This is a genomic window from Kitasatospora sp. NPDC005856 (assembly GCF_040629945.1).
GTDB lineage: Bacteria > Actinomycetota > Actinomycetes > Streptomycetales > Streptomycetaceae > Kitasatospora.
Genome location: NZ_JBEXWT010000001.1, coordinates 278,012 through 302,074 on the forward strand (window position 1 = coordinate 278,012; position 24,063 = coordinate 302,074).

19 protein-coding genes and 1 pseudogene are annotated in these 24,063 nt (G+C 73.9%); 7 read left to right on the forward strand and 13 right to left on the reverse strand.

Annotated features, from left to right (window positions below; genetic code table 11):
• Positions 1 to 86: 86 nt before the first annotated feature.
• The 10 genes from ABZ449_RS01180 to ABZ449_RS01225 all read right to left on the reverse strand — a co-directional run bounded on the left by ABZ449_RS01180 (position 87) and on the right by ABZ449_RS01225 (position 12,784).
• The gene (locus ABZ449_RS01180; protein ID WP_360338776.1) at positions 87 to 884 is read right to left on the reverse strand and encodes an inositol monophosphatase family protein; all 798 of its coding nucleotides are present in this window, start codon (positions 882 to 884) and stop codon (positions 87 to 89) included.
• A gap of 225 nt (positions 885 to 1,109) precedes the next feature.
• The gene (locus ABZ449_RS01185; RefSeq protein WP_360338054.1) at positions 1,110 to 2,357 is read right to left on the reverse strand and encodes a type III PLP-dependent enzyme; all 1,248 of its coding nucleotides are present in this window, start codon (positions 2,355 to 2,357) and stop codon (positions 1,110 to 1,112) included.
• On the reverse strand, positions 2,354 to 4,237 hold the full coding sequence (locus ABZ449_RS01190; RefSeq protein ID WP_360338057.1) for an IucA/IucC family protein: 1,884 nt from the start codon (positions 4,235 to 4,237) through the stop codon (positions 2,354 to 2,356). The genes ABZ449_RS01185 and ABZ449_RS01190 overlap by 4 nt, the downstream gene beginning before the upstream one ends.
• Positions 4,234 to 5,457, reverse strand: coding sequence for an MFS transporter (locus ABZ449_RS01195; RefSeq protein WP_360338060.1), 1,224 nt, complete (start codon positions 5,455 to 5,457; stop codon positions 4,234 to 4,236). Before ABZ449_RS01195 ends, ABZ449_RS01190 begins: the two co-directional genes overlap by 4 nt.
• Positions 5,454 to 7,421 (reverse strand): IucA/IucC family protein, encoded by a 1,968-nt coding sequence (locus tag ABZ449_RS01200; protein WP_360338063.1) that lies wholly within the window; start codon positions 7,419 to 7,421, stop codon positions 5,454 to 5,456. Before ABZ449_RS01200 ends, ABZ449_RS01195 begins: the two co-directional genes overlap by 4 nt.
• A complete protein-coding gene (locus ABZ449_RS01205; RefSeq protein ID WP_360338066.1) occupies positions 7,418 to 8,644 on the reverse strand; it encodes an ATP-grasp domain-containing protein in 1,227 nt (408 codons plus the stop codon). The genes ABZ449_RS01200 and ABZ449_RS01205 overlap by 4 nt, the downstream gene beginning before the upstream one ends.
• Positions 8,645 to 8,765: 121 nt before the next feature.
• Positions 8,766 to 9,761 carry an iron-siderophore ABC transporter substrate-binding protein gene (locus ABZ449_RS01210; protein WP_360338069.1) on the reverse strand — a complete coding sequence of 332 codons (996 nt, stop codon included), beginning with the start codon at positions 9,759 to 9,761 and terminating at the stop codon, positions 8,766 to 8,768.
• A gap of 88 nt (positions 9,762 to 9,849) precedes the next feature.
• Positions 9,850 to 10,776, reverse strand: coding sequence for an ABC transporter ATP-binding protein (locus tag ABZ449_RS01215; protein WP_360338072.1), 927 nt, complete (start codon positions 10,774 to 10,776; stop codon positions 9,850 to 9,852).
• Positions 10,776 to 11,744, reverse strand: coding sequence for an iron ABC transporter permease (locus tag ABZ449_RS01220; protein WP_360338779.1), 969 nt, complete (start codon positions 11,742 to 11,744; stop codon positions 10,776 to 10,778). Before ABZ449_RS01220 ends, ABZ449_RS01215 begins: the two co-directional genes overlap by 1 nt.
• 62 nt (positions 11,745 to 11,806) lie before the next feature.
• Positions 11,807 to 12,784, reverse strand: coding sequence for an iron ABC transporter permease (locus tag ABZ449_RS01225; protein ID WP_360338782.1), 978 nt, complete (start codon positions 12,782 to 12,784; stop codon positions 11,807 to 11,809).
• A gap of 312 nt (positions 12,785 to 13,096) precedes the next feature.
• Between ABZ449_RS01225 and ABZ449_RS01230 the strand changes: the two genes are divergently transcribed.
• Complete coding sequence (locus ABZ449_RS01230) at positions 13,097 to 13,939, forward strand: (2Fe-2S)-binding protein (RefSeq protein ID WP_360338075.1); 843 nt, start codon at positions 13,097 to 13,099, stop codon at positions 13,937 to 13,939.
• 72 nt (positions 13,940 to 14,011) lie between these two features.
• The gene (locus ABZ449_RS01235; RefSeq protein ID WP_360338077.1) at positions 14,012 to 14,413 is read left to right on the forward strand and encodes a VOC family protein; all 402 of its coding nucleotides are present in this window, start codon (positions 14,012 to 14,014) and stop codon (positions 14,411 to 14,413) included.
• Here ABZ449_RS01235 and ABZ449_RS01240 read toward each other — a convergent pair.
• Positions 14,374 to 14,811 carry a DUF6191 domain-containing protein gene (locus tag ABZ449_RS01240; RefSeq protein ID WP_360338080.1) on the reverse strand — a complete coding sequence of 146 codons (438 nt, stop codon included), beginning with the start codon at positions 14,809 to 14,811 and terminating at the stop codon, positions 14,374 to 14,376. The genes ABZ449_RS01235 and ABZ449_RS01240 overlap by 40 nt on opposite strands.
• 193 nt (positions 14,812 to 15,004) lie before the next feature.
• Here ABZ449_RS01240 and ABZ449_RS01245 point away from each other — a divergent pair, with 193 nt between their 5' ends.
• The 5 genes and pseudogenes from ABZ449_RS01245 to ABZ449_RS01265 all read left to right on the forward strand — a co-directional run bounded on the left by ABZ449_RS01245 (position 15,005) and on the right by ABZ449_RS01265 (position 21,638).
• The gene (locus ABZ449_RS01245; protein ID WP_360338083.1) at positions 15,005 to 15,763 is read left to right on the forward strand and encodes a dienelactone hydrolase family protein; all 759 of its coding nucleotides are present in this window, start codon (positions 15,005 to 15,007) and stop codon (positions 15,761 to 15,763) included.
• Positions 15,764 to 15,925: 162 nt separating this feature from the next.
• A complete protein-coding gene (locus ABZ449_RS01250; RefSeq protein ID WP_360338086.1) occupies positions 15,926 to 16,876 on the forward strand; it encodes an alpha/beta hydrolase in 951 nt (316 codons plus the stop codon).
• A 113-nt stretch (positions 16,877 to 16,989) separates the two neighbouring features.
• A complete protein-coding gene (locus ABZ449_RS01255) occupies positions 16,990 to 19,065 on the forward strand; it encodes a serine/threonine-protein kinase (protein ID WP_360338089.1) in 2,076 nt (691 codons plus the stop codon).
• Positions 19,066 to 19,103: 38 nt separating this feature from the next.
• Positions 19,104 to 19,502 (forward strand): annotated as a pseudogene (locus ABZ449_RS01260) (GNAT family protein); the annotation flags it as partial.
• Positions 19,503 to 20,000: 498 nt separating this feature from the next.
• Positions 20,001 to 21,638, forward strand: a complete 1,638-nt coding sequence (locus tag ABZ449_RS01265) for a M4 family metallopeptidase (protein WP_360338092.1) — start codon at positions 20,001 to 20,003, stop codon at positions 21,636 to 21,638.
• Positions 21,639 to 22,000: 362 nt separating this feature from the next.
• On the opposite strand, the gene ABZ449_RS01270 is transcribed toward ABZ449_RS01265, so the two are convergent.
• A complete protein-coding gene (locus tag ABZ449_RS01270; RefSeq protein ID WP_360338095.1) occupies positions 22,001 to 23,023 on the reverse strand; it encodes an iron-siderophore ABC transporter substrate-binding protein in 1,023 nt (340 codons plus the stop codon).
• 58 nt (positions 23,024 to 23,081) lie between these two features.
• Positions 23,082 to 23,858 carry a MerR family transcriptional regulator gene (locus ABZ449_RS01275; RefSeq protein ID WP_360338098.1) on the reverse strand — a complete coding sequence of 259 codons (777 nt, stop codon included), beginning with the start codon at positions 23,856 to 23,858 and terminating at the stop codon, positions 23,082 to 23,084.
• Positions 23,859 to 24,063: the final 205 nt, after the last annotated feature.

The following is a 24,063-nucleotide window of genomic DNA, read 5'->3' on the forward strand; positions in this document are numbered from 1 at the left end:
TCCGCGGTCCGGGCGGGCGGGCGGTCTGGGTCCGCGGTCCGGGTGGGCCGGTGCTCGGGGCGGATGGGGTGGATCGGGCCCCGGGGTCAGCCGCCCAGGAGGATCGAGCGGGTGAGCTCCCAGGTCTCGGGGTCGGAGGCGACCAGGAGACCGTCCTCGCAGCCGGGGGCCTCCGGCCGGTACGGGCTGCCGTCCGGGCGGGCGGAGACGCCGCCGGCCTCGGTGACCAGGAGCGAGCCGGGGGCGTGGTCCCAGGGAAGGGTGCGCCAGTAGAGGATGAAGTCGCAGCGGCCCTCGACGACGTCCGGGTACTCGATCCCGGCGGCGTGCCGGCCGGGGGAGATCTCACCGAAGGACGCGATGTTGTCCTGGAGTCGGCGGCGGTGCTCGGCGTCGAGGTACCGGCTCTTCACCGAGCCGCGGAGCTTCGCGACGTCCTGGGGCGCCGGTGGGCGGGTCAGGCGCACGCCGTCGCGCCAGGCGCCGGAGCCCAGTTCGGCGCAGTAGGTGGTGGCGGTGGCGGGCTGCCAGATCCAGGAGGCGACGGTCCGGCCGGAGCGGACCAGGGAGCACATCACGGCGTACTCGGGTCTACCGGCGACGAAGTTGGCGGTGCCGTCCACCGGGTCGACCAGCCAGGCGGCGGGCTCGTCGCGAAGGGCCAGGGCGAGCGACGGATCGGCGGCGACCGCCTCCTCGCCGACCACGGGGATGGGCAGCAGCTCGTGCAGTCGGCGGGCGATGATCGCTTCGGCCTCGCGGTCGGCGACCGTCACGACCTCACCGGGGGCCTTCTCCATCACCTCGCCGGCGGCCAGCGCCCGGAAGCGCGGCTCCACCGCCTCGGCCGACGCCTCGGCGAGTATCTCCGCCACCTTGTCCATCAGCACGTTCGCGCTCCCTTCGCTGCCTACCACTCTCCCACGAGCGGAGGAACGGGGCGGCGGCGGACCGGGGGCGGTGGTGGCAGCCGGGAGGCGGCGGCGAACGGCTGACGGCTGACCGCGCACGACTGACGGATGACGGGTGACCGCCGACCGCGCACGGCTGACAACTAACAGCTGACAGATTTCGAAATCTGTCAGCTGTTAGTTGTCAGCTGTCATTCGTCATCGGTCTGCCGGGCTCGGTCCGTCGCTGCCCAGGTAGTGGAAGCCCGGGCGAGGGTGCATCAGGAACTCGTGGTGCGAGATGTTCCACGCGTACGCGCCCGCCATCGCGAACAGCACCCGGTCGCCCGTCCGCAGGCCGTCCGCGCCCTCGACCGCGTGGGCGAGGACGTCCTTCGGGGTGCAGAGTTGCCCGGCCAGGGTGGCCCGGCCGCTGGTGACGGCCGGTCGCGGCCAGGGGTGCGGCCAGGCGTCCACCGGGAGCACCGCGAAGGGCTGGGAGTGGCCGCGGGTCACGGGCGTGCGCAGGTGATGGGTGCCGCCGCGGACCACCGCGAAGTCCTCGCCGTGGCTCGCCTTCACGTCCAGGACCTCGGTCGCGTACCAGCCGCAGTAGGCGGTCAGCGCCCGGCCCGGCTCGATCCGCAGGGTCAGCCCGGGGTGGGCGTCGAGCAGCTTGGCCAGGCCCTCGCCGAAGGCCGTCCAGTCGAAGCGGGCGGACGGGGCCGCGTAGTCCACGGCCATTCCGCCGCCGATGTTGACCTCCGCCAGCGGGAAGCCGTGCCGCTCGGCCAGGGCGGCCGACCAGGCGACGATCTGCGCCGCGACCGACAGCTGCTCCGCCGCCGAGAGCCCGCTGGCCAGGTGGGCGTGCACGCCGCGCAGCCGCAGCTGCCGCGCCGCCGGATCGCCGCCGGTGAGCAGTCGGACGCACTCCTCGGCCCGGTCCGGGTCCAGCCCGAACGGCGTCGGACGGCCGCCCATCGCGAGCGGCACTGCGTCGAGCGCCGCCGTTTCGACCGCGAGGTTGACCCGCAGCAGCACGTCCACGGTCGTGCCGGGCAGGTCCGCGAGGACGGCGGCCAGCCGGTGCAGCTCCTGCTCGCTCTCGATGTGCCAGCGGTGCACCCCGGCGTCCACCGCCGCGGTGATCTCGGCCGGAGTCTTGCCCGGTCCGCCGAAGGCCAGTGGCGCGTCCGGCACGGCGGCCCGGACGTGGGCCAACTCCCCGCCGCTGGAGACCTCGTAGCCGTCGACCGCCGAGCGCAGCGCGGTCAGCAGCGGCGCCTCCGGGTTGGCCTTGGCGGCGTAGTACAGCTCGACCCGCTCGGGCAGCGCGGCCCGGACGGCGGCGGCGTGCTCCCGCAGGGCGGTCAAGTCGTGGACATAGGCGGGAAGTTCGTCGGGAGTGAGGCCGGAGGTGAAGCTGCGGACGGCCTCGGTCGGCCGGGCGGTCTCGGTCGTCATCGGGCGGTGCTCCCGGCGGGAAGGCGGACGGGCGTGTCGGCGTGGGCGTTGACGGGCGTACGGGCGGGCGCGTTGGCGGCGGTGCCACCCGACGTGCCGGCCGGCGTGCGGGCGGGAATGCGGGCGGCCCCGGCGAGGACGGAACCGGCCAGCGGGGAGGGCAGTCGGACGTAGCCGGCCTCCCGGTCGGCCTTGCGCTCCCAGCGGGTCAGCAGGTTGGCCTTGGCGGGCAGTGGGACGCCGGCGAGCAGCGCGCGCAGCCGGGGCGGGCAGCCGTGTGCGGCGGCGTACTCCTCCAGGGTGTCCCGGACGGCCTGCCAGAGCGCGCACTCCAGCTCGGGGTGGCGGTCGGCGAGCGCGGCGAGCAGTTCGGCGACGTGGTTGACCAGCAGGCAGTACACCACCCGGTCCCAGCCGCGCTCCGCGTCGTAGGTCATCGGGCCGGCCACCTCGGGCGGGAGCGCGGCGAGGATGTCGGCGTTCTGCTCGGGGACGAGCTTGGTGCCCTCCAGGTCGCGGAAGAGCACCTGGACGGGCCGGCCGGCGGGGTCCACGCCGATCAGCACGTTCTGCAGGTGCGGTTCGAGCACCACGCCGTGGTCGAAGTAGGCGGCCAGGACCGGCGGGACGAGCAGGCGCAGGTAGTCGCGCCACCAGTCGAGCGCCGCCGCGCCGTCCGAACCCGCGCCCAGCAGGCGGGAGATGTGCGCGGAGCTGGTCGGGTGCTCGTCGGCGACGGCGGCCGCGAGCAGCGGGGTGACGCCGGGCCGCAGCACGCCGCCGAAGCCCTCCCGGACGATCAGGCCGAAGCCCTCGTACAGTGCCCGGTCGGGGTGGCCGTCGGCGCCGGGCAGCGCGAGGGTGCGGAAGGCCGGTTCGCGCAGCATGGCCGAGGCGGGGAAGCGGCGGGCGAGGTCGGCCAGGGCCGGGGCGAGCAGTCGGGTGAGTGCGACGGCTCCGGTGAGCTCGTAAGCGGCGTTCTTGCGCAGGCAGTTGGTGATGCGGACGTTCAGGCTGAACTTGAGGAAGGCGTCGGAGCCGTGCAGGGTGCGCACCGAGGCGGTGGCGGTGAAGCGCTCGCCGCGCGGGCCCAGGTCGAGGACGTCGCCCCGGGCCAGGGCCGCGCGCAGCAGCGGGTGGTCGCCGACGAGTTGGTACTGCCAGGGGTGGGCGGGCAGCAGCCGGTAGCCGTCCGGCACCTCGCCGAGCCCGTCCAGCAGTTCGGTCGCGCTGCGGTCCAGCGACTCCTCGGCCAGCAGGTCGGCGCGGACGGCCAGATGGCGCAGCGGGAAGGCGGCGCGGGACTCGGGGGCGTAGTGGCGCCAGTCGCCGCGGGCGGCGGAGCGGGACTTGGGGGCCGGGTGGAAGCGGTGGCCGAACAGCAGGGCCTGTTCGGACTCCAGGTAGCGGTCGGCGCCGGGGTCCGGCCGGTGGTCCAGGCCCTGGCGGACGCCGTGGTGGCTGGAGGCGACCTGGTCGACGAACTCCTCGTTCACCGTGCCGGTGCGCAGCTCCAGTTCGTGCTGGACGTAGTCGGCCAGCTCCTGCCAGCCCAACTCGGCCCAGTCGCCGTCCCGTTCGATCTCGACCGGCCCGGTGAAGCGGTGCGCGCCGAGTAGCGAGGTGCGGCGCAGGGCGACCCTCAGCAGGGCGCCGCGGCGCGGCAGGCGCAGCAGCAGGCGGCCCCCGTCGGCGGCGGTCTGGTGCTCGGGTGCGGAGACCTCGCGCAGCAGGCAGTTCAGCAGGGTGTGCACCACCGCCTCGTCGGCGGAGGGCAGTTCTTCGGTGCCGACGGTCCGGCTGCCGGAGTCGAAGGGCCGGCCGGTGGTGTCGCGGGGTTCGTCGGTCCTGGGCGAGTGGGTGGACTGCTCGGGGGTCATCGGCGACTCCAGCGCTGGCGGAGGGACGGGAGGATGAGGGTGGTGGCCGCGACGGCGGCCAGCAGGGCGGCGGCGGTTCCGGCCACCACGGGGGCGGCGGCGCCGAACCGTCCGTTGGCCAGCGCGGCGACGGCGCCGGCGGCGACGGCGCCGCCCTTGGAGACGAGTTCGAGGGTGCCGAACATCCGCCCGGGCTGTCGCCCTCGGGCGGCACCGGCGGCGAGCACGGCCAGGCAGACCAGCCCCAGCGTGAGCCCGGCCCCGAGCAGCAGGCGGACGGCGATGAACACGGGCAGGGAGTACGCCACCGCGTGCCCGGCCAGACCGAGCGCGACGAAGCCGAAGCCGAGCGCGATGCCGGTGTGCGGGCGGGAGTGGAACACGGTGTGGGTGCGGGAGGCGAACACCAGGTAGCACAGGTGCGGCAGGGCGAACAGCACGCCGGTGGTGGTGCCGTCCACGCCGGGCAGGCGCTGCTCGGCGAGGGCGATCAGGTAGGGGAAGGAGATGACCGTCGCGAAGACGAAGGTGAACTCGAAGGCGTAGAGCGGCAGCAGCGACACCGTGGCGGGCTGCTCGGCCGACCGGTCGGCGGTGGCCGCCGGGGCCTCGGGGCGCTTCGGCTCGGGCAGCAGGGAGAGGAACACCGCCGCGGCGAGCGGGAGCACGGCCATCACGAGGTACTGGCGGTGCGGGTCGATCCACGGGGAGAGCGCCCCGACCAGGATCGGCGCCGCCACCAGCGCCGCCCGCGCGCTGCCCTGCATGAGGGTGAGGGCACGGGAGAGCCGGGAACCGTCGAGCGCGGCGGCCAGGTAGCCGTTGGTGGCGGCGAAGGTGCCGCCGAGGAAGCCCTGGAGGACCAGCGCGAGGGTGAACGCGGTCAGGCTGTCGGCCGCCCCGGCCAGCAGGAAGGAGACGGTGAGCCCGAGTTGGGCGCGCAGCAGCAGCCGCTTGCGGCCGAAGCGGTCGGCCAGCCGGCCCCACAGCGGGGCGCCGAGCGCGCTGAACACCGTAGGGACGATGTACAGCACGCCGGCCCAGCGGGCCTGCGGGTCGCCGAGCGAGGGCAGGATCGCGGTCAGGTAGGGCGGCAGTCCGAGCGCGGCGAAGGAGGCGACGAAGTAGCAGGCCGCGACGGCGTGCACCTGGCGCCGGGCGAGCCCGCCGGAGCGGTCGGCCGAGGGCTGGGCCTGCTGCGGCAGGGTCTCCACACTCATCGAGCGGTCCCGTTCGTGAGCCGGTGGCCGTGCGGATGGCTGTCCGGGTGGTCCCGCGGGCGTTCGTGCCGGTGGCCGTGCGGCGGCTCGCAGGCCTGTTCACGCAGGTAGTTGGGCCCGCTGGTGTAGTGCTTGTTGATGTCGGCGGCGCCCGAGCGCTGCTTGCTGAGCAGCGTTCCAGCGGTGACCATGGCCTTGACCGGCAGTCGCTCGGCGTCCAGCAGCGCGGTCCGCAGCGGTTCGCCGACCGGTCCGATCCGTTCCACGGCCTCCGCCGTGCGCTTGCGCAACAGGGCCAGGGTGTCCGCGAGTTCGGCCCGGCCGTGCTCGGCGAGGCCGAAGGCGAGGGCGCCGGTGCACAGGTGGCCGGTGATGGTGACGAACAGGTCGACGAGCGCCCGGTCGTCCTCGCCGAAGATCCGCGCGTCGTCGAACTCCGCTTGGTCGGGGGCGAGTTCGCCGAGCGAGGCGGTCATCCGGGCGGTGTGTACGCGCGGGCCGTCGTCGTCCTTGTAGAGCAGGCGCAGGCCGTCCCGGTCGAGCACCAGGGAGGTGTTCTGCTGGTGCGACTCCAGGGCCACGCCGTGGTTGAACAGTGTGGTCTGCCAGTCGAGCAACAGCTCCAGCAGGGCGTCGTAGCAGGCGAGGACGTCGCCGCCGAAGTAGCGGTCCGCGAGGTGGTCGACGACGAGCCGGCCACCGGGTGCGGGGGCCAGCAGGGCGGCCAGGGGGACGGTCGAGGCCCGCTCCAGTCCGGCCGGATAGCGGCGCAGCAGGACGGCCAGCAGCTCGTGCCCGGCGTGAGCCCAGGACTGCTCGTCGGCGTGCAGGACCCGGTCGGCGAAGCGCGGCTCGCGCGCCAGGACGGCCTCGATCAGCCGCTGTCCGGCGGCGCCGTCGAGCAGCGTGCCGGGCTTGATGGTACGGCGGTTGAGCCGGCCCAGGGTGGCGGTGGCCAGCGGGAGCTTGAGGTGGCAGGTGGGGTCGTCGGCGACGGCGACGGTGCGCATGGACAGCGTCGGGACGACGGTCAGGTACGGCCGTTCGGCGAGCACCGCCCGGCCGGCCAGGCCGGTGGCGGCCAGCGCCTCGTCCAGCGGTGCGCCGACGGTGAGGGGGTGGACCGGAAGCGTGGCCCAGCCCTCGCCGGGGCACCGGTCGGCGAGGCCGAGCCAGGCCGGGGTGGGCCACCAGCTCGGCAGCGGCCGGTCGCCGTGGACGGTCAGCGCCTCGGCCGGGACGGCCAGCCAGCGCAGTTCGAAGGGGGAGTGGAACTCGGGTGCGTAGGCGCGCAGTTGCGGCTCGGTGAGGCCGGAGCGGCCGCGTGCGGTGGGGTAGACCGGGTGGTCGAGGTAGGCGGCCAGGGTGTCGTGGCCGAGGGCGGCGGCGAGGCCGGTCCAGGCGGCCGGGTCCTCGCCGTACAGGTCGGCGAGCCGGGCGTGCACCTCGGGGCGGACGCGCTCGTGCAGCTCCATGGTGGCGAGGGTCTGCCGGCACTCCTCGGCGAAGGCCGCCCAGCCGGGCCGGTCCTCGGTCTCGGCCGACTCGGCGAGCGCCGCCACGACGGCGTCCGGGCCGGTGATCCGCCGGCCGGCCAGCTCCAGCAGCGGCAGCCGGGCCGCGTACTCGCACTGGAAGCCCTCCGGGCGTACGGGCAGGGCGAGTCGCGGCTCGGGAACGGTCAGCCAGGGGCCGTCGGTGCGGTCCTGGACCGTGCCGCGGGTGCGCAGGCCGAGGACGTCCTCGCGCAGCAGGGCGGAGAGCACGCGCAGGGTGAGCTGCTCGGCCGGGGTCCACGCCTGTTCGGCCGGGGTCCACGCCTGGGCGTCCGTGCTCCAGGCCTGCTCGGTCGCGCTCCACGCCTGGGCGGTTGTGCTCGACGGCTGCCCGGTGGGAGCGGCGGGGCGGGCCCCGGTGGCGGTGCGGTCTCCGTGGGCCATGGCGGGTCGGTCTCCGACGGTCATGGGGTGATCTCCCAGCGGTTGGCGGCGAGGAAGCGGGCGGCGGCGGTGTCCACCGCGTCCTGGTCGGCGCCGATCGTCCAGACGACGCCCAGGTAGTCGCGGTTGGTGCGGTAGTGCTCGTGGCGCTCGCCGATCGGGCGCAGCGGACGGTAGGCGAGCCGGACGCCGTCGCGCTCCTCGTCGTACGGGCCGGGGGCGGCGGTGAGCACGCCGGCGCGGTCGGCGCAGACCACCTCGTTGCGGGCCCGGCGCGGGGTGGCGGCGCACCGCTCGGCGAGGTCGGCGGGCAGGTCGCGGCCGAGGTGGACGCCGAGGATCAGCTCGAACAGGGGTATGCCGAGGATCTCGGCCAGCATCAGGTCGCACTGGTCGCCGATGGCCCGGTAGTTGACCTCGATGATGCGGGCGCGGCCGTCCGGCTGGACGACGAACTCGGTGTGGCAGGCGCCGAAACCGACGCCCAGCGCGTCGAGTTGGGCGAGCACCTGGTCGACCACCGGCTGCGGGTGGGCCGGGACGAAGGTGAGCACCTCCTCGATGAAGTCCGGTGGCGGGGAGAGCCGGGTGCGGAAGCCGCCGAGGACGTGCCGCCGCCGGGAGTCGCCGAGGGTCTCCAGGGTGCACAGCTGCCCGGCGAGGAACTCCTCGACGACCAGGGTGGCGCCGGCTCTGCGGTGCTGGATCTCCTTGCAGCGCCGGGCGAGTTCGTCGGCGTCGGTGACCAGGGTGACGTCCTCGCTGGCCACTCCCTCGCGGGGCTTGACCACGCAGGGGAACGGCACGTCCAGCTCGGCCGGGTCCTGGCCGGGGGCCAGCTCGGCGGACCGGACGGTGTCCAGACCGGTCAGCGCGAGGTGGCGGCGCAGCTGGCCCTTGTCCTTGGCGCGCAGCGCGGCCTTCCAGTCCTTGGCCGGGAGGCCGAAGTACTCGGCGGCCAGCGCGGTCTGGGTCTGGAGGTGGTCGCTGTTGCTGAACACCGCGTCGGGCGCGTGGTCCGGGACGGCGAGTGCGCGGCGGGAGACGAGGCTGATGACGGCGCGGAAGTCGCGGACGTCGCATTCCAGGACCTCGGGTGCGGGGAAGGGCAGCTCGGCGTAGGCCCGCCGGTGGGCTTCGGCGCCGTCGGTCAGGACGGTGACGTCCAGTCCGAGCCGGGCGGCGGCGGGCAGGAAGCCGGAGGTGACGGAGTCGGTGGGGTTGAGCGCGAGCAGGTAGAGCCGCATGGAGGGTCCTTGGGTGGGGCGGAGGAGGGAGGGCGAACGGATGACAGCGGACAGATTTCGAAAGCTGTCATCTGTGATCTGTCATCGGTCAGCTGTCATCTGTTCGCCCCCGCAGTGACGGTTACTTGGGCGCGTCCACGCCCGCCGCCTTGGCGATGTCGACGAGCATCGCGTCGGCGGCCTGGACGCCGATGCCGGACATCCAGGTCTCGTCCGGGACGTTGAACACCTTGTTGTTCTTGACGGCGTTCAGGCCCTGCCAGACCGGGGTCTGCTGGACCTCGCTCTCCTTGGTCTTGGTCGGGTCGTCGGCGGTGGTGACGAACACCAGGTCCGCGTCGGCCTGGTTGATCTGCTCGGTGCTGACCTCGACGATGTTCTGCTCCACGTCCTGCGAGGCCGGACGGGCCAGGCCGACGTCCTTGAGCACCACGCCGCTGTAGGAGGACTTGGCGTACAGGCGGGTCGGGCCGGCCACGAAGCGGACCACCGACGCCGTCGGCATGGTCCCGTTGTTCTTCGCCTTGATCGCCTCGCCGAGCTTCTTCGCCCGCGCCTCGTAGTCGGCCAGCGCCTTCTTGGCGTCGTCCTCCTTGCCGAGCGCCTGGGCGTACAGCGCGAGGTTCTCCTTCCACGGGAAGCCCGTGGTCTCGGCCAGCACGGTCGGGGCGATCGCGTTCAGCTGGTCGTACACCTTGGCGTGGCGGACCTTGGAGGAGAGGATCAGGTCGGGCTTGAGGGAGGCGATCAGCTCCAGGTTCGGCTCGTTCATCGGGCCGACGTCCTTGGTGTCCTTGATCTTGTCCTTGAGGTAGTTCGGGAACCCGCCCTCGGTCTTCATGTGCGGGGACACCGCGCCGACCGGAGTGATGCCGAGCAGCGTGACGTCGTCCAGCTCGCCGCTGTCCAGGACCACGACGCGCTTGGGCTGGCTCTTGATCTCGGCCGTTCCGGCGGCGTGCTTGACGCTGCGCGGGAATCCGGCGGCGGTGCCGGAGGACGCGGGCGACGCGGAGTCGCCGCCGGACTTGGCACCGTCCCCGTTGCTGCCGCAGGCGGCGAGCAGGGTGGTCGAGAGGGCGACGGCGAGGACGGCGACGGGGAGGCGGCGGTTCATCGGGGTTCCTTGGATCGGTTCGAGCCGTTCGGCCGAACAGGGGGATGGGATGGGGGAGTTCACCAAAGGGGCAGGGGAGGGCGGGGTGTCAGCGCCGGGTCCGCGCCCTCGGCACGACCAGCGGCGTACCGGTCTCCGGGTCGGGCACGACCCGGCACGGCACCTGGAACACGCTCTCCACCAGCTCGGCCGTCAGCACCTCCGACGGCGGACCGGCGGCCGCGAGCCGCCCGTCCTTGAGCACCACCAGGTGGTCGGCGTACCGGGCGGCCTGGCCGAGGTCGTGCAGCACCATCACGACGGTCCGCCCGGCCTCGGCGTGCAGGTCGGCGACCAGGTCGAGGACGTCCAGCTGGTGGCGCAGGTCCAGGAAGGTGGTCGGCTCGTCCAGCAGCAGCAGGTCGGTCTCCTGGGCGAGCGCGAGCGCGATCCAGACCCGCTGGCGCTGCCCGCCCGAGAGCCGGTCCACCTGGCGGTCGCGCAACTCGGCGGTGCCGGTGCGCTCCAGCGCCTCCTCGACCGCCGCCTGGTCCGCCTTGGACCACGGGCTGAGCATCCGCTGGTGCGGGTAGCGCCCGAGCCGCACCAGCGCCTCGACGGTGACGGCCTCGGGGGTGACGGGCTGCTGCGGGAGCAGGCCCATCCGCTTGGCGAGCGCCCGGGCGGGCATCCGGTGGATGTCGGCGCCGTCCAGGGTGACCGTCCCGGCGGCCGGGTCGAGCAGCCGGACCAGCCCGCGCAGCAGCGTGGACTTTCCGCAGGCGTTCGGCCCGACGATCGCGGTGACGGCGTTGCCGGGCAGTTCGAGGTCGAGCCCGTCCACGATGGTCCGGTCGCCGTAGCGCAGGCCGAGGCCCCGGGCGGCGAGCCGGTTCGCGGCGCCACCGCCAGCCGCGCCCACCTCGGCCCCAGCGGTCCCAGCGGCCCCGGTCGTCCTGGTCGTCCTGGTCGTCCCGGCGGTCGTCCCGGCGGTCGTCCCGGCGGTCGTCCCGGCAGTGGTCTCGACGGAGGTCATCAGCTGCTCCTCTGGGGAAGCCGGCCCTGGCGGATCATCAGCACCAGGAGCCAGGGCGCGCCGAGGGTGGCGGTGACGGCACCGACCGGCAGGCCGTGGACGGGGATCACGTGCAGCACGAGGAGGTCGGCGGAGAGCAGCAGCACGGCGCCGGTGAGCGCGGTGAGTCCGAGCGTGCCGAGGGTGGGCGGACCGGCGAGCAGCCGGACCAGGTGCGGGACGGCGAGCGCGACGAAGGCGACCGGCCCGGTGAGCGCGGCGGCCAGCGAGGCCAGGGTGATGGTGAGCAGCAGCAGCCACAGCCGGTCCCGGGCCGGGTTGAGGCCGAGGCCGCCGGCGGAGTCGTCGCCGAGGTCGAGCACGGCGATCCGCCGCTGGCAGAGCAGTAGGGCGACGGCGGTCAGTGCGATGGCGGTGCCGCCGATCCACACCTCGGTCCAGTTGCGGCCGTAGAGCGAGCCGGTGGTCCACTGGAGCGCGGAGGAGGCCAGCTCGGCCGGAAACCGTACGATCATCAGGTTCACGGCGGCGGCCAGGCCCTGCTGGACCGCCAGGCCGACCAGTACCAGCCGGGTGACGGCCATCCTGGAGCGCCAGGCGAAGCCGCCGAGCAGCAGTGCCGCGAGCAGCCCGCCGCCGACCGCGGCCAGCGGGATCAGCTGCTGGGAGGCGCCGGTGGCCAGCATCAGCACCGCGCCGAAGGAGGCGCCGCCGGTGATGCCGATGGTGTCGGGCGCGGCGAGCGGGTTGCGGAACAGTCGCTGGAGCGTCGAGCCGGCCATCGCCAGCCCGGCCCCCGCGATCAGTGCCGAGACCACCCGGGGGGCGCGGAACTGCTGCACCACCAGGACGTTTCCGGGCTCACCCTGTCCGGCCAGCGCGCGCAGCGCGTCCCAGGCGGAGATGTCGAGCTGCCCGGTGCCGAGGGCGATCCCGGTCAGCAGCACCAGCAGCGCGGCGGCCACCAGCGACCAGACGGCGGTACGGGCGCGGCGGCGGCCGAGTGCCCGGACGGGCAGGGCGATCGCGCTCACTTGGCCACCTTCCGGGCCAGCACCGCGAGCAGCGGCGCACCGAGGAACGCGGTCACGATGCCGACCTCGATCTCGGACGGGCGGACCACCAGCCGGCCGAGCACGTCGGCGGTGAGCAACAGCAGCGGGCCGGTGACCAGGCAGCCGGGCAGCAGCCAGCGGTGGTCGTTTCCGAGCAGAGGACGGACCAGGTGCGGGGCGGCCAGTCCGATGAACGCCACCGGTCCGGCCACGGCGACCGCGCTGCCCGCGAGCAGCACCACGGCCAGCCCGCCGGCCACCCGGATCCGGGCCACCGGCACGCCCAGCGCCTGCGCGGTCTCGTCGCCGAGCGCCAGCGCGTTGAGCGCGGGCGCGATGGCGAGGGCGCCGACCAGGCCCAGCACGAGGAAGGGCAGGACGGGGACGAGGGTGTCCAGGTGCCGCCCGGCGATCGAGCCGGCCAGCCAGAACCGGGCCTCGTCCAGGGTGCGGTGACTGGCCAGCATCAGCGCGGAGGTCCAGGAGGTGAGCACCACGGTGAGCACGGTGCCGCCGAGCGCGAGCCGGACCGGGTCGAGGTCCCCGCCGCGCCGGGACATCGCGTACGCGGCGACGGCGGCGACGGCCGCACCGGCGAAGGCGAACCAGACGTACTCGACCGGGCGGGCGAGATCCAGCGTGAAGATCGCGGCGACCACGAACAGGCTCGCCCCGGCGTTGATGCCGAGGGTGACCGGGGAGGCCAGCGGGTTGCGGGTGACGCCCTGGGCGACCGCCCCGGCGACGCCGAGCGCGGCCCCGACCGCCAGTCCGATGAGCGTGCGCGGAACCCGAAGGCCCGTCACCACGTCGGCGTCACCGCCGTGAGCGGCACCGGTGAGGGCGTCGACCACGGTGGAGAGCGGAATGGAGCGGGAGCCCAGAGCAAGGCTCAGAGCGGCACACAGCACGAGCGCGCACACGCCGGCGAGCAGCAGCAGGGGCCGCCTGATCGCCGGCGCACGAGGCGTCGCCGGGGCTGTGGAGGCCGGCGGGTCGGTTCTCAGCACGAGGCAATATCTTAGGTTAGGTTTACCTAAATTCGTCAAGTGCCGGCGGGCTCGGCTGATGGGCTCGACGGGTGGGGTCGACGGGTGGGGCGTCGGTGCCGACCCCCGTCGCCAGGCGCCGTGATGCATTGTAAGGTGAGCCTCACCTTAATCGATCATGCAGAATCGATCTCGGGAGTGTCAATGGTTCCCGGAACACCCGTGTCCGTCGCGCCTTCCGCGCCCTCAGTGTCCGTCGCGCCCTCGGTGTCCGTCGTGCCCGCCGTGCCGGCCGTGCCGGACGCGCCCGTGGTGCCGGTTGTGGCCGTCGCGCCCGGCGTACCCGCCGCAGCCCCGGCGCTCGTCGCCGACTACCGGCGGCTGACGGAGCTCTGCCCGGTGCTGGAACTGCGCCTGGTCGCCGCCGACGAGCCCGACCCGGACACCGCCGACGGCTGGTACTCCGGAGTCGAACTCGCCACCGACGAAAGGGCGCTGGCCGCTGTCCTGGCCGGTGCGGAGGCCCGCATCGCCGACGAGCACGGCCGCGCCCCGCGACCTCATGTCACCGCCTCCCGGCTGCTCCACCACTACGCCTGGTCGGCCTGCCTGCTGATCGCCGGTCCTTGGCACCTCTCCCGCCGCGTGCCGGGCGTCGACCCCGCCGACCTCTGGCTGCACGCCCCCACCGGCGCGCTCGCCCTGCGCCCGCGCGGCCACGTCACCCTGCCCGGCGACGACGAGCTGCGCGCCGAACTGCGGACCGCCGTGGTCGCGCACCTCGGGCCGGTGCTCGCCGCGTTCGCCGGTCCCACCCGGCGCCGCGACCGTGCCCTCTGGGGCATGGTGACGGACGACCTCGCCTCCGCCCTCTGGTACCTCGGCCGGATGCTCGACGAGGAGGACGCCTCCGTCGCCGCCGCCGAGGCCGTCCTGCCCGGCGGCACCCTGCCGCTTCCCGGTGGGGCCGACTTCCGCCGCCTGCACACCCCCGACGGGTGCGCCCACCACACCCGCACCCGGCTCGGCTGCTGCCTCTACTACGCGGTCGGGCCCGCGGCGACCGCCTGCCTGACCTGCCCGCGGATCTCCGACGAGGAACGCCTGCGGCGGCTCTGACGAACCGTCCGCGAGGAGTCGCCGCCGCCCTGGCGGGGCCGAGTGTCAGCGGCGTCGGCTATGGTCGCCGACATGATCGACTCCACCGTGCACGTCCGGATCGCTCGCCCCTCGCTCGACCTCGCGGCGGCCGAGCGCTTCTACGTCGGCGGCCTCGGCCTCGCCGTGCAGTGGCGCAGCACCGAGCGGGTGCCCGGCAAGCACGACCTGCTGATGGTGGGACCGCCCGGCGGCAGCTGGCACTTCGAGCTGACGCACGACCCGGAGCGGCCGATGGAGCCCACCCCGACGGCGGAGGACCTGTTCGTCGTCTACCTCGGCGCCCCGGTGGACGAGGCCCTGATCGCCCGGCTGGAGGAGGCCGGCGGCACCCGGGTCAAGGCCCACAACCCGTACTGGGACGAGTTCGGCGTGACGGTAGCCGACCCGGACGGCTACCAGCTGGTGCTCTGCTCCCGCACCTGGGACGCCTGAGCCCCGGTCTCCCGCGGTGCTTGACCAGCCGTGACCCGGGCTGCCCGGGCAGCCGTACCCATCGGGCTCTCCGCGTGCGGGGCGGGCCGGGGCGGCCGCCCCGCGGCCCCGCCCGGCAGCACCGCCACGCCTTGGTCCAGGTCCACACCGAAGTGCGGCGGCGCTCCGGCCTGCGCGTCGTCCCGCAGGACGAGCTGCTCCCGCTTCTGTTCGATCTGCACCTGCTTGCCCGGTCTGAACAGCGCGTGCAACTCGTCCAGTCCACCAGCGCCCATCCCGGCCCCGGGCCCGCGCTTGCGCGGCCGCGACGAGGCCTCGTCCTGGACCTGCCACGCCGCCAGCAGTACGAGCCCCAGCACCGCCACGACGGTCGCCGCCACACCCACGATCCACCCCATGCCCACTCAACGCGGCGGCGGGGCCGAAGCGTTCCCCCGGGCGCTGGCGAGGACGCACCTCGACGCGCTCGCTGTGGACGCGGCGGGCATGGCGGGAATGGCGGGCACCGCGGGCACACTGTGGCGAACACCGTATGGGCCGGCCGCAGACCCACCGGTTACGCTGCCGGACGAACCGGAAGGAGCGCTCACCATGCCCGTGCGCGGAACCCTCGTGGACATTCCGACGGCGGACGGCACCGCCGACGCCTACCTCGCCCATCCCGACGACGGCCGGGCCCACCCGGGCGTCATCCTCTACATGGACGCCTTCGGGCTCCGGCCGCATCTGGAGCGCATGGCCGACCGGCTGGCCGCGGCCGGGTACACCGTGCTCGTCCCCAACGTCTTCCACCGGGCCGGCCGCGCGCCGGTCGTCGAACTGCCGGAGCTCATCGACCTGGAGCAGGCCGACGAACTCTTCGGCCGGATAGTCCCGCTGCTCGGCACCCTCACCCCGGAGGCGACCGCCGCCGACGCGGAGGCGTACCTGCGCTGGCTCGACGAGTCCCCGCTGGTCCAGGACGGCCCGGTCGGCCTGACCGGCTACTGCCTCGGGGCCCTGCTGGCGCTGCGCACGGCCGCCAGCCATCCGGACCGGATCGCCGTCGCGGCGGGCTTCCACGGCGGCGGCCTCGCCACCGACAGCCCGGACAGCCCTCACCTGGGCGCCGAACGGATCACCGCCGAGCTGTACTTCGGCCACGCGGACGACGACCCCGCGCTGCCGCCCGAGCAGATCGACCGACTCGCCGAGGCCTTGACCGCCGCCGGCGTCCGGTACCGGGCGGAGGTCTACGCGGGCGCCCCGCACGGATACACCCAGGCCGACACCAGCCGCTACGACGCCGCGGCCGCCGAGCGGCACTGGGAGGCGCTGCTCGGCCTGCTGAAGCGGGTCCTGCCGGCCTGAGGCCGGCTTCCGGCCGGCCGATTGACCCATGCGGCCGGCGGGCACGACGAACGGGTGCGTGCGACGGGGCGCTTGCCCGGCCGGGCAAGCGCCCGGCCGGGCGCAGGTCATCGGAACCAGGCCCCGGGGGAGGGGCCGGACGGCGATTCGGGGGGACGGCACATGAATGCCAGCCGGGACGAGCGGGGGGCGGGGGCGCCTCCCGGGCGGGCTCTGCGGAGCGTCCAGGAGGCCATCGCGCGGGCGCTCGGCGAGCACCTGCCCGGCGGCGTGCGCACCGGCGAACTGGACCGTGACGGACGGGCGTTGCGCTGGGTGGAGGCCGGCCGGGGCGGTGTCGCGCCGGTGGTCCTGATCGCGGGGTGCGGCACCACGGCGCTCAGCTGGTCGGCCGTACTGCCCGAACTCGCCCGGTACGGGCGGGTCGTGGCGTACGACCGGGCCGGGCTGGGCGCCAGCGATCCCGACCGGGCCTTCGCCGCCCCGACCCTGGACGGCCAGATCGCCGACCTGGCCGCCCTGGTGCGGCACCTGGACGCGGGCCCGGCGCTCCTGGTCGGGCACAGCTGGGGCGCTCAGCTGGCCCAACTCCTCGCCTGGCAGCGGCCGGAGCTGGTGGCCGGGCTGGTCCTGGTGGATCCGGCGCACGAGGAGTTCCAGCCACGGTCCATCCGGCTCGCCGAGGCGGTGCTGACCCGGCTGTGGCTGTACCGGGTCGCGTCGGCGTCGGCGGCGTCGCGGCCGACGTCCCCCGATCCGGGGGAGCCGCTCGTCCGGGCCGAGGCGGCCGTGATCGGGCACCGCCACCAGCGGCGGGCCGTCCTCGCCGAGCAGCGGCTGACCGCCCTCGCCGCCACCGCGATCCGGCGGCGCCGTTCCGCCGCGCGACCGGTCGGGGTGCCGCTGGCGGTCCTGAGCGCGACCCGGGGTCTGCCGGGCGCGGTGCGCGTCCGCTGGACCGCCCTGCAGGCGGGCGTCGCGAGGCGTGCCGTCCGGGGAACGCACGGCACGGTCCACGGCGCCGGTCACGTCATTCAGGCCGACCGGCCCCGGGCGGTCGTCGCGGCTGTCCGAGAGGTTTCGGAGCATGCCCGGTATTTCCTCAAAGAGTGATGATTCGTGCTCAATTCCTGTCCGGACCTGAATCATCGAGCCTGTGACATGCTCTGGCACACTGTGTGCCGATGACCCGTCGGGGCGGGTCACGAAACACGGGGAGCAGGGCTATGAGCGGGGCGGGCACCGTACTCGGCGGGCGGTACGAGCTGGTCGAGAAGATCGGTGGCGGCGCGATGGGTTCGGTCTGGAAGGCCGAGGACACCGTGCTGGCGCGCCGGGTGGCGGTCAAGATCCTGCGCTCGGAGCTGCTGGAGGACGAGACCTCCGCCCAGCGCTTCCGCCGTGAGGCCCAGCTCGTCGCCGCGGTCGACCACCCCGGCGTGGTCGGCGTCCACGACTACGGCGAGAGCGGCGGGGACGGCGAGGAACGCTGCGCCTACATCGTCATGGAGCTGATCGACGGCCGTCCGCTGGACAGGGTGCTCAAGGACACCGGCCCGATGACCGTCGGGCGCACCCTCGACCTGGTGGCGGGTGCCCTGGACGCGCTGCACGCCGCGCACCGGCGGGAGATCGTGCACCGGGACATCAAGCCGTCCAACCTGATGGTGCGCGTCGACGGGCGGGTGGCCATCACCGACTTCGGCATCGCCCGGGCGCTCGCCAGCACCAAGCTCACCGCTCCGTTCGCGATCATCGGCACCGCGCTCTACATGTCCCCGGAGCAGGCGGAGGGTGCGGACATCGGACCGGCCACCGATCTCTACTCGATCGGCGTGGTCTGCTACGAGCTGCTGGTCGGCAAGCCGCCCTACTCCGGTGACGGGCCGCTCCAGATCGCGCTCAAGCACGTCAACCAGCCGGTGCCGGAGCTGCCGGACACCTTCCCGGCACCAGTGCGGGTGCTGGTCGCCCGGGCGCTCGCCAAGAAGCCCGAGGAGCGGTACGCGGACGCCGCGGCGATGGCGGCGGCGGCCCGTGCGGCCCGTGCGGCACTCGCGGGGGAGGTCGGCGCGGCGGAGGTCGGCGTGGCGGAAGGCCTTGCGGGGGGAGGCGTTGCCGGGGAAGGCGTCGCGCAGGAGGGCGGCGCGGTGGAGGGTGCCGCGGGCGGCACGCAGGCGCCCGGGAAGGCGGGGAAGGCCGGGAAGGCCGGGGCGGCCGACAGCCGGACCGTCCCGCTCCGACCCGGTGCGGGCGCCGAGGCCGCGGGCGGCGCGGTGGAGCTGGTCAGGGGTGCCGCGAAGGAGCCGGTCAAGGGCGGCGCCCCGGCGGCGGACGAGGTCGCGAAGGTGGAGCCGCAGGCTCTCACCGAGCCCGGTCGCAAGCGCTCGCGGCGCACCCTGCTGGTACCCATCGTCATTCCCGTCGTCATCTCGATGGGCACGGCGACCGTGCTGCTGGTCGACCGCGGTGCCGGCGGCTCCGACGCGGCCCTGCCGCCCGCCGTCCAGCCGACCGTGGTGGTCACCGTGCCGGCGAACCCGGGCACCGCCACCCCGGCACCCACGGCCACGACCGCGCCGGCCGCCCCGGTGCCGACCGACACCCCGGCAGCAACCCCGGGCCCCGACCAGTCGGCACCCGGAGCCGTCCAGGGACAGCTTCCGGTCCCGGTCCCTCCGGTCCCGGCCGCCGGGCAGGGCGGCAGCGGCGGCCAGGGCGGTTCGAGCGGAGGCCGGACCGGTGGCGCGGGTACGGCTGCGGGCGGATCGTCGGCCGGTCAGGCGAGCCAGCCCGGCGGTGGCAACCCGCCCAACCCGCCCGCCAACCAGAACCCGCAGCCCCCGGCCCAGACCACCGGCGGTGACACCACCGGCGCCCCGCAGAACCCGAGCCGGCCCGCGTCCTGCGGCGGCAACAGTTGGAGCACCATCGTCAGTGTGAAGGACGGCCGCACCGTCGGGATGCGCGACGACAACCTGAACGGCGACAACCCGATCGTGGTCGGCGGTCACGCGCAGTACGGCTGGGTGCGTTCGACCAACCCCGGCGCGTGGATCCTCTTTAACGCCTGCAACAACGGCGGCCCGCAGATGGTCCAGACCATGGACGGGAAGGTCGTGCTGAGCGGAGGGTTCAGCTTCCTCACCAACTGGACGGTCCGCAGCGGAGGTTCGGCGGGCTCGTACACGCTCGGCGACTACCAGAACCAGAGCTGCATGACCAACAACGGCCCCGGCAGCGCGGTCACCATGGTCGCCTGCACCCCCGGCAACACCGCCCAGGAGTGGCGGCTCCAGTGACTGGGCCCGTCGGACGGCCGGGCCCGACGACCGGAACCGTCGGGGCGACGGCGTACTGGGACCCGCGCCGCCGGCCCGAGGACGGCTCGCTGTTCGCGATAGAGGTCGGGTTCACCTGGCTCGCGGCCTCCGCGCAGGGCACCGGGCTGAACACCGAGGCCAAGTACCTGCTGTTCCGGCACGCCTTCGAGGAGTGGGGCGTGGCCAGGCTCGATCTCAAGACCGATGCCCGCAAGGGCCGTTCGCGGGCGGCGATCGCGAAGGCCGGGGCGACGTTCGAGGGCGTGCTGCGGAACTGGTCACGGTCCTGGGCACCGGGGGAGGCCGGGAAGCTGCGGGACTCGGCGGTCTTCTCGATCACGGACGAGGAGTGGCCGTCCTGCCGGGCCGGTCTGGAACGGCGCCTCACCGGGTCGAGGTCCGCCGGGTCCCGCTGATGTCGGCGGGCGACTGGGTAGCAGACACCCTCCGGGTGGACAAGGAGGAGTGGGTGGCGGAACCTCGCCACCCGCTCGTCAAGGGACCGTATGGAATCTTCTACACACATGTAAAAGTCGATCGACGGCCGGCCTGCCCCGCTCGTCGAGCCGATGCGCGGCGAGCGGAGGGCCGTAGGCGCAGGCGATCGGCCGTGACCCCGGGGCGAAGCCCTCGGTGGAATGCGGTGAATCGCCCCGTTCCGCCCGTCGATTGGAAGCTCTTTACCTGATGGCGGGACCCGGCCAATCGCTGAAGCAGACCTGTCAATTCACCTGTTGGATTGTCATGCTTCTGGTCATCCCCCAGCGGCAGCCCCACCCCCACCCCTCGGTGGCGAGCCGCTCGACTGCACGGGGTTCCCGCACGTCAGCGCCCGTCCCGCCCCACAGGGCCGACCCGGCCCCCGGGACGCGGTGCGACCGCGCCCAGACGCGGCTTCCCGGAAGGACTCGCACGTGAAGCGTAAGCTCGCGGCCGTCGCCGTACTCTCGGCCACGGCCCTCCTGACCGGTGTGATCCAGGTCAGCGCCGCCGCCCAGGCCGCTCCCGCCCCCTCGCCGCAGGCCCAGGTCGCCCAGCAGCACACGACCGTGCTCAAGCTGGCGGCCGGTCAGGCCGGCCCGCTGGCCAAGGCGCTCAAGCTCGGCGACAAGGAGCAACTCGTCGCCAAGGACGCCGTGGTGGACAAGGACGGCAGCCGCCACCTGCGCTTCGAGCGCACCTACGCCGGTCTGCCCGTGATCGGCGGCGACCTGGTCGTCCACCAGAGGGCCGACGGCTCGGTGAAGGCGGTCGACAAGGCGGTCGCCGCACGGATCGCGCTGCCGAACCTGACCCCGAAGCTCGCCGCCGACCAGGCCGCCGCGCAGGTCGCCGCGGCGGTCAAGGCCACCGTCGGGGTGACCACCGACGCCGACGAGTCCCCGCTCACCGAGGTCCACCAGGCCGGCGGCGCCGAGCTGGTGGTCTGGGCCACCGACGGCACCCCCCGCCTGGCGTACCGCGCCACGGTCACCGGCCGGCGCGCCGACGGCACCCCGAGCCGTCAGATCCTGGTCACCGACGCCGCCGACGGCCGGATCCTCGCCACCCACGAGACCGTCCAGACCGCGGCCGGCACCGGCAACGGCGTCTTCGTCGGCCAGGTCCCGCTGACCACCACCCAGAGCGGCTCCGAGTACCGGCTGAAGGACGACAGCCGGGGCGGCCAGTCCACCAGCGACCTCAACAACGGCACCGACGGGACGGGTTCGCTGTTCGCCAACACCAGCAACAGCTTCGGCGACGGAACCGTCAACAGCCGCGAATCCGCCGCCGTGGACGCCCAGTTCGGCGCCGCCACCACCTGGGACTTCTACAAGAGCGCCTTCGGCCGCAGCGGCATCCGCAACGACGGCGTCGGCGCCCTCAGCCGGGTGCACTACGGCTCCAACTACGTCAACGCCTTCTGGGACGACAGCTGCTTCTGCATGTCGTACGGCGACGGCAGCAACGACACCGCGCCGCTCACCGAGATCGACGTGGCCGGCCACGAGATGAGCCACGGCGTCACCGCCGCGACCGCGAACCTCAACTACTCGGGCGAGTCCGGCGGTCTCAACGAGGCCACCTCGGACATCATGGGCACGATGGTCGAGTGGTACGCCAACCTGCCCTCCAACCCGCCGAACTACTGGATCGGTGAGCTGATCAACCTGCGCGGCGACGGCAGCCCGCTGCGCTACATGGACCAGCCGAGCAAGGACGGCGCCTCGGCGGACTACTGGGACGCGAACGTCGGCAACCTGGACGTGCACTACTCGTCCGGGGTGGCGAACCACTTCTTCTACCTGCTGTCCGAGGGCAGCGGCGCGAAGACGATCAACGGGTTCAGCTACGACAGCCCGACGTACGACAACTCCACGCTCGCGGGCATCGGGCGGGACAAGGCCGCGCAGATCTGGTACCGCGCGCTGACCACCTACTTCACCTCCACCACCGACTACGCGGGCGCCCGTGCGGGCACCCTCAGCGCGGCGGCGGACCTGTACGGCTCTGGCAGTGCGGAGTACAACGCGGTCGCCGCCGGCTGGACGGCCGTCAACGTCAACTGAGTCGAACCCGGCACCGAACCGGGCCCGGGCCTGGACCGATCAGGACCGGGCCCGGGACAGTGTCGAGGCCCCGCCGGGCCGTTGGTGCCGGCCGGCGGGGGAGTACGGCGGGGGCGACGGTGAGCGGACCACCGTCGCTTCCGCCGTGCGACGCCTGACGATACGTCAATTTTCCGTTCCGTGCAGCTTCCGTGGTGATGCGCGGCGCGGTGGGTGGCGGGCGGCGGAGCGCCGGGCGCGAAGCCGCGCCTCCGTCCGGTCCCTGCGCACCGGGAAAACTCGACCGTCGTGGTGGTAGCGGACAACTCCCCGGAGCGGCAGCGCACTTGGCCTGTCGTCCGTCGCGTGCTGCCCGTCGTCCGTCACCCGCCCGCCGGCACCAGGTCCTTGCGGATCTCGTCCAGGATCAGCCCGGCCCCGGTGTAGCCGATGCCGAGCATCCACAGACTGTCCTCCACCGCGAACACCCGCCCGCTGCGTACGGCGTCAAGGCCCTTCCAGAGCGCACCCCCGGTGATCTTCTCCCGGTCGGACTTGGCCGCGTCCCCGTACACGGAGTAGAAGATGACGTCGGCCGCCGCCTGGTCCACCTGCTCGGGGCTGATCTCCATCGAGAAACCGGGCTTGTCCTGGTTGGCGGGTCGGCCGAGTCCGAGGTCCTTGAACAGTGAGCCGACGAAGGTGTCGTTCAGGTAGAGCCTGGTCGGCGCGCCCGCCAGGAAGCGGGCCATCTCGACCCGGGTGGCCGCCGTCCTGGCCGGTCCGCCGAGCGCGGTCACCAGTTCCCGCAGCTCGGTCCGGTACGCCGCGTCCGCCGCTTCGGCCTCGGCCTGGCGGCCCAGGGCCTCGGCGTGCAGCCGGACGTTCTCCTTCCAGGTCGGCCCGGTGGTCTTGGAGAGCACCGTCGGCGCGATCTTCGACAGCTCGTCGTAGCGCTTGTCGTCACGGACCCGGTTGCTCAGGATGAGGTCCGGCCGCAGCGCCGCGATCGTCTCCAGGCCTGGCTGGCCGATCGCCCCGACGGGCTTCGTCCCGGACAGCCGTTCGGCGGGCAGGTAGGCGGGGAAGGGAGCGCCCGTGGCGACCGTCGTGGCGCCGACCGGACTGAGGCCGAGGGTGACCACCGAGTCCAGTGCGTCGGTGTCCAGGACCACCACCCGGCTCGCCCGCGCCGGCACGGTGCTCTCGCCGCGCGCGTGCCGGACCGTACGGGTCCCGCCGGAGCCCGACGAGCCCGACGAGCCCGACGAGCCCGACGAGCCCGACAAGCCGGACGAGCCGGCATTCGGCGTCGGGGAGCCGGGCCCGCACGCGGTGAGCGCGAGTCCGGGGGCGAGTCCGGCGGCGAGGCCGAGGGCGGCGCGGCGGCTGAGCGGTCGGGGCATCGGCGGTACCTCCAACGTGCGGGCAGGACGCGGGATTCCTGCCCGCGCGGCGGCCCGGCTACGCCTCGGAGCCGTTCTCCCGTCGCTGGCGCAGGAGTTCGGCGTACTCGACGTGCACCCGCCGGTCCATCGCCAGGGTGAACTGGGCGTCCGCGACCGTCCGTGCCAGCGGCCGGACCCGCAGGATGCGCTCGGTGAGCCGGGTGGCCTCGCCTGGCGGCAGCGGGGTGTCGGCGGCCAGTGCGCTGAGCAGGTGCTCGCTGACCACCTCAATGAAGATCTCGGCGATGGCGTCCACGTGCTCCCGGGTGCGCCGGCTGGCCTCCAGCACGGCCGAGAGCGGCACGCCCTCCGCCACCAGCTCCCTGGTGGCGTCCATCAGCCGGCGGCTGACGTGGGTGATGCCGTCCTCTCCGACGGTGATGTAGCCCTGGGCGATCGACTCGTCGGTGTTCTCCTCGGTGAGCTGGTCGCCGAACACGCTCTTCAGCTCGTCCCAGTCCAGGCGCACCGGCGTCTCGTCGGACCACGGTGCGACGATCGCCGCCTCCAGTCCGATCAGCTCGGCGACGTCCCGCCCGCTCTCCCCGGCACCGATCAGCTCGGCGATGCCGCCCAGGGTGTGGCCGCGTTCGAGCAGCTCGCCGATCATCCGCAGTCGGGCCAGGTGCTCCTCGCCGTACCAGGCGATGCGGCCCTCCTTGCGGGGTGGCTGAAGCAGTCTGCGCTCGCGGTAGAAGCGCAGGGTGCGGGTGGTGATGCCGGCGGCCTCGGCCAGTTCCTCCACCCGGTACTCGCGTTTTCTGTCGCCCGCAGCAGCTCTGACCTTGTCCACGGCGATCAGCATAGGACCGTCGGCTCGGTAGGTTCCCCGAACCGGAGTCGTCGCGCTTCTTCCATCCGGTGTCAGCAAGGGCTACCCTGCCAACCATGCCAGTGATTACTGGCGCGATTGGCAGGGTCCCGGAGGCGAGCCCCCGGGAGGTTCCGGGGCTGCAGACCCCGGGAGAGCGCGACGATCACCGTCCCACCCTCAGGAG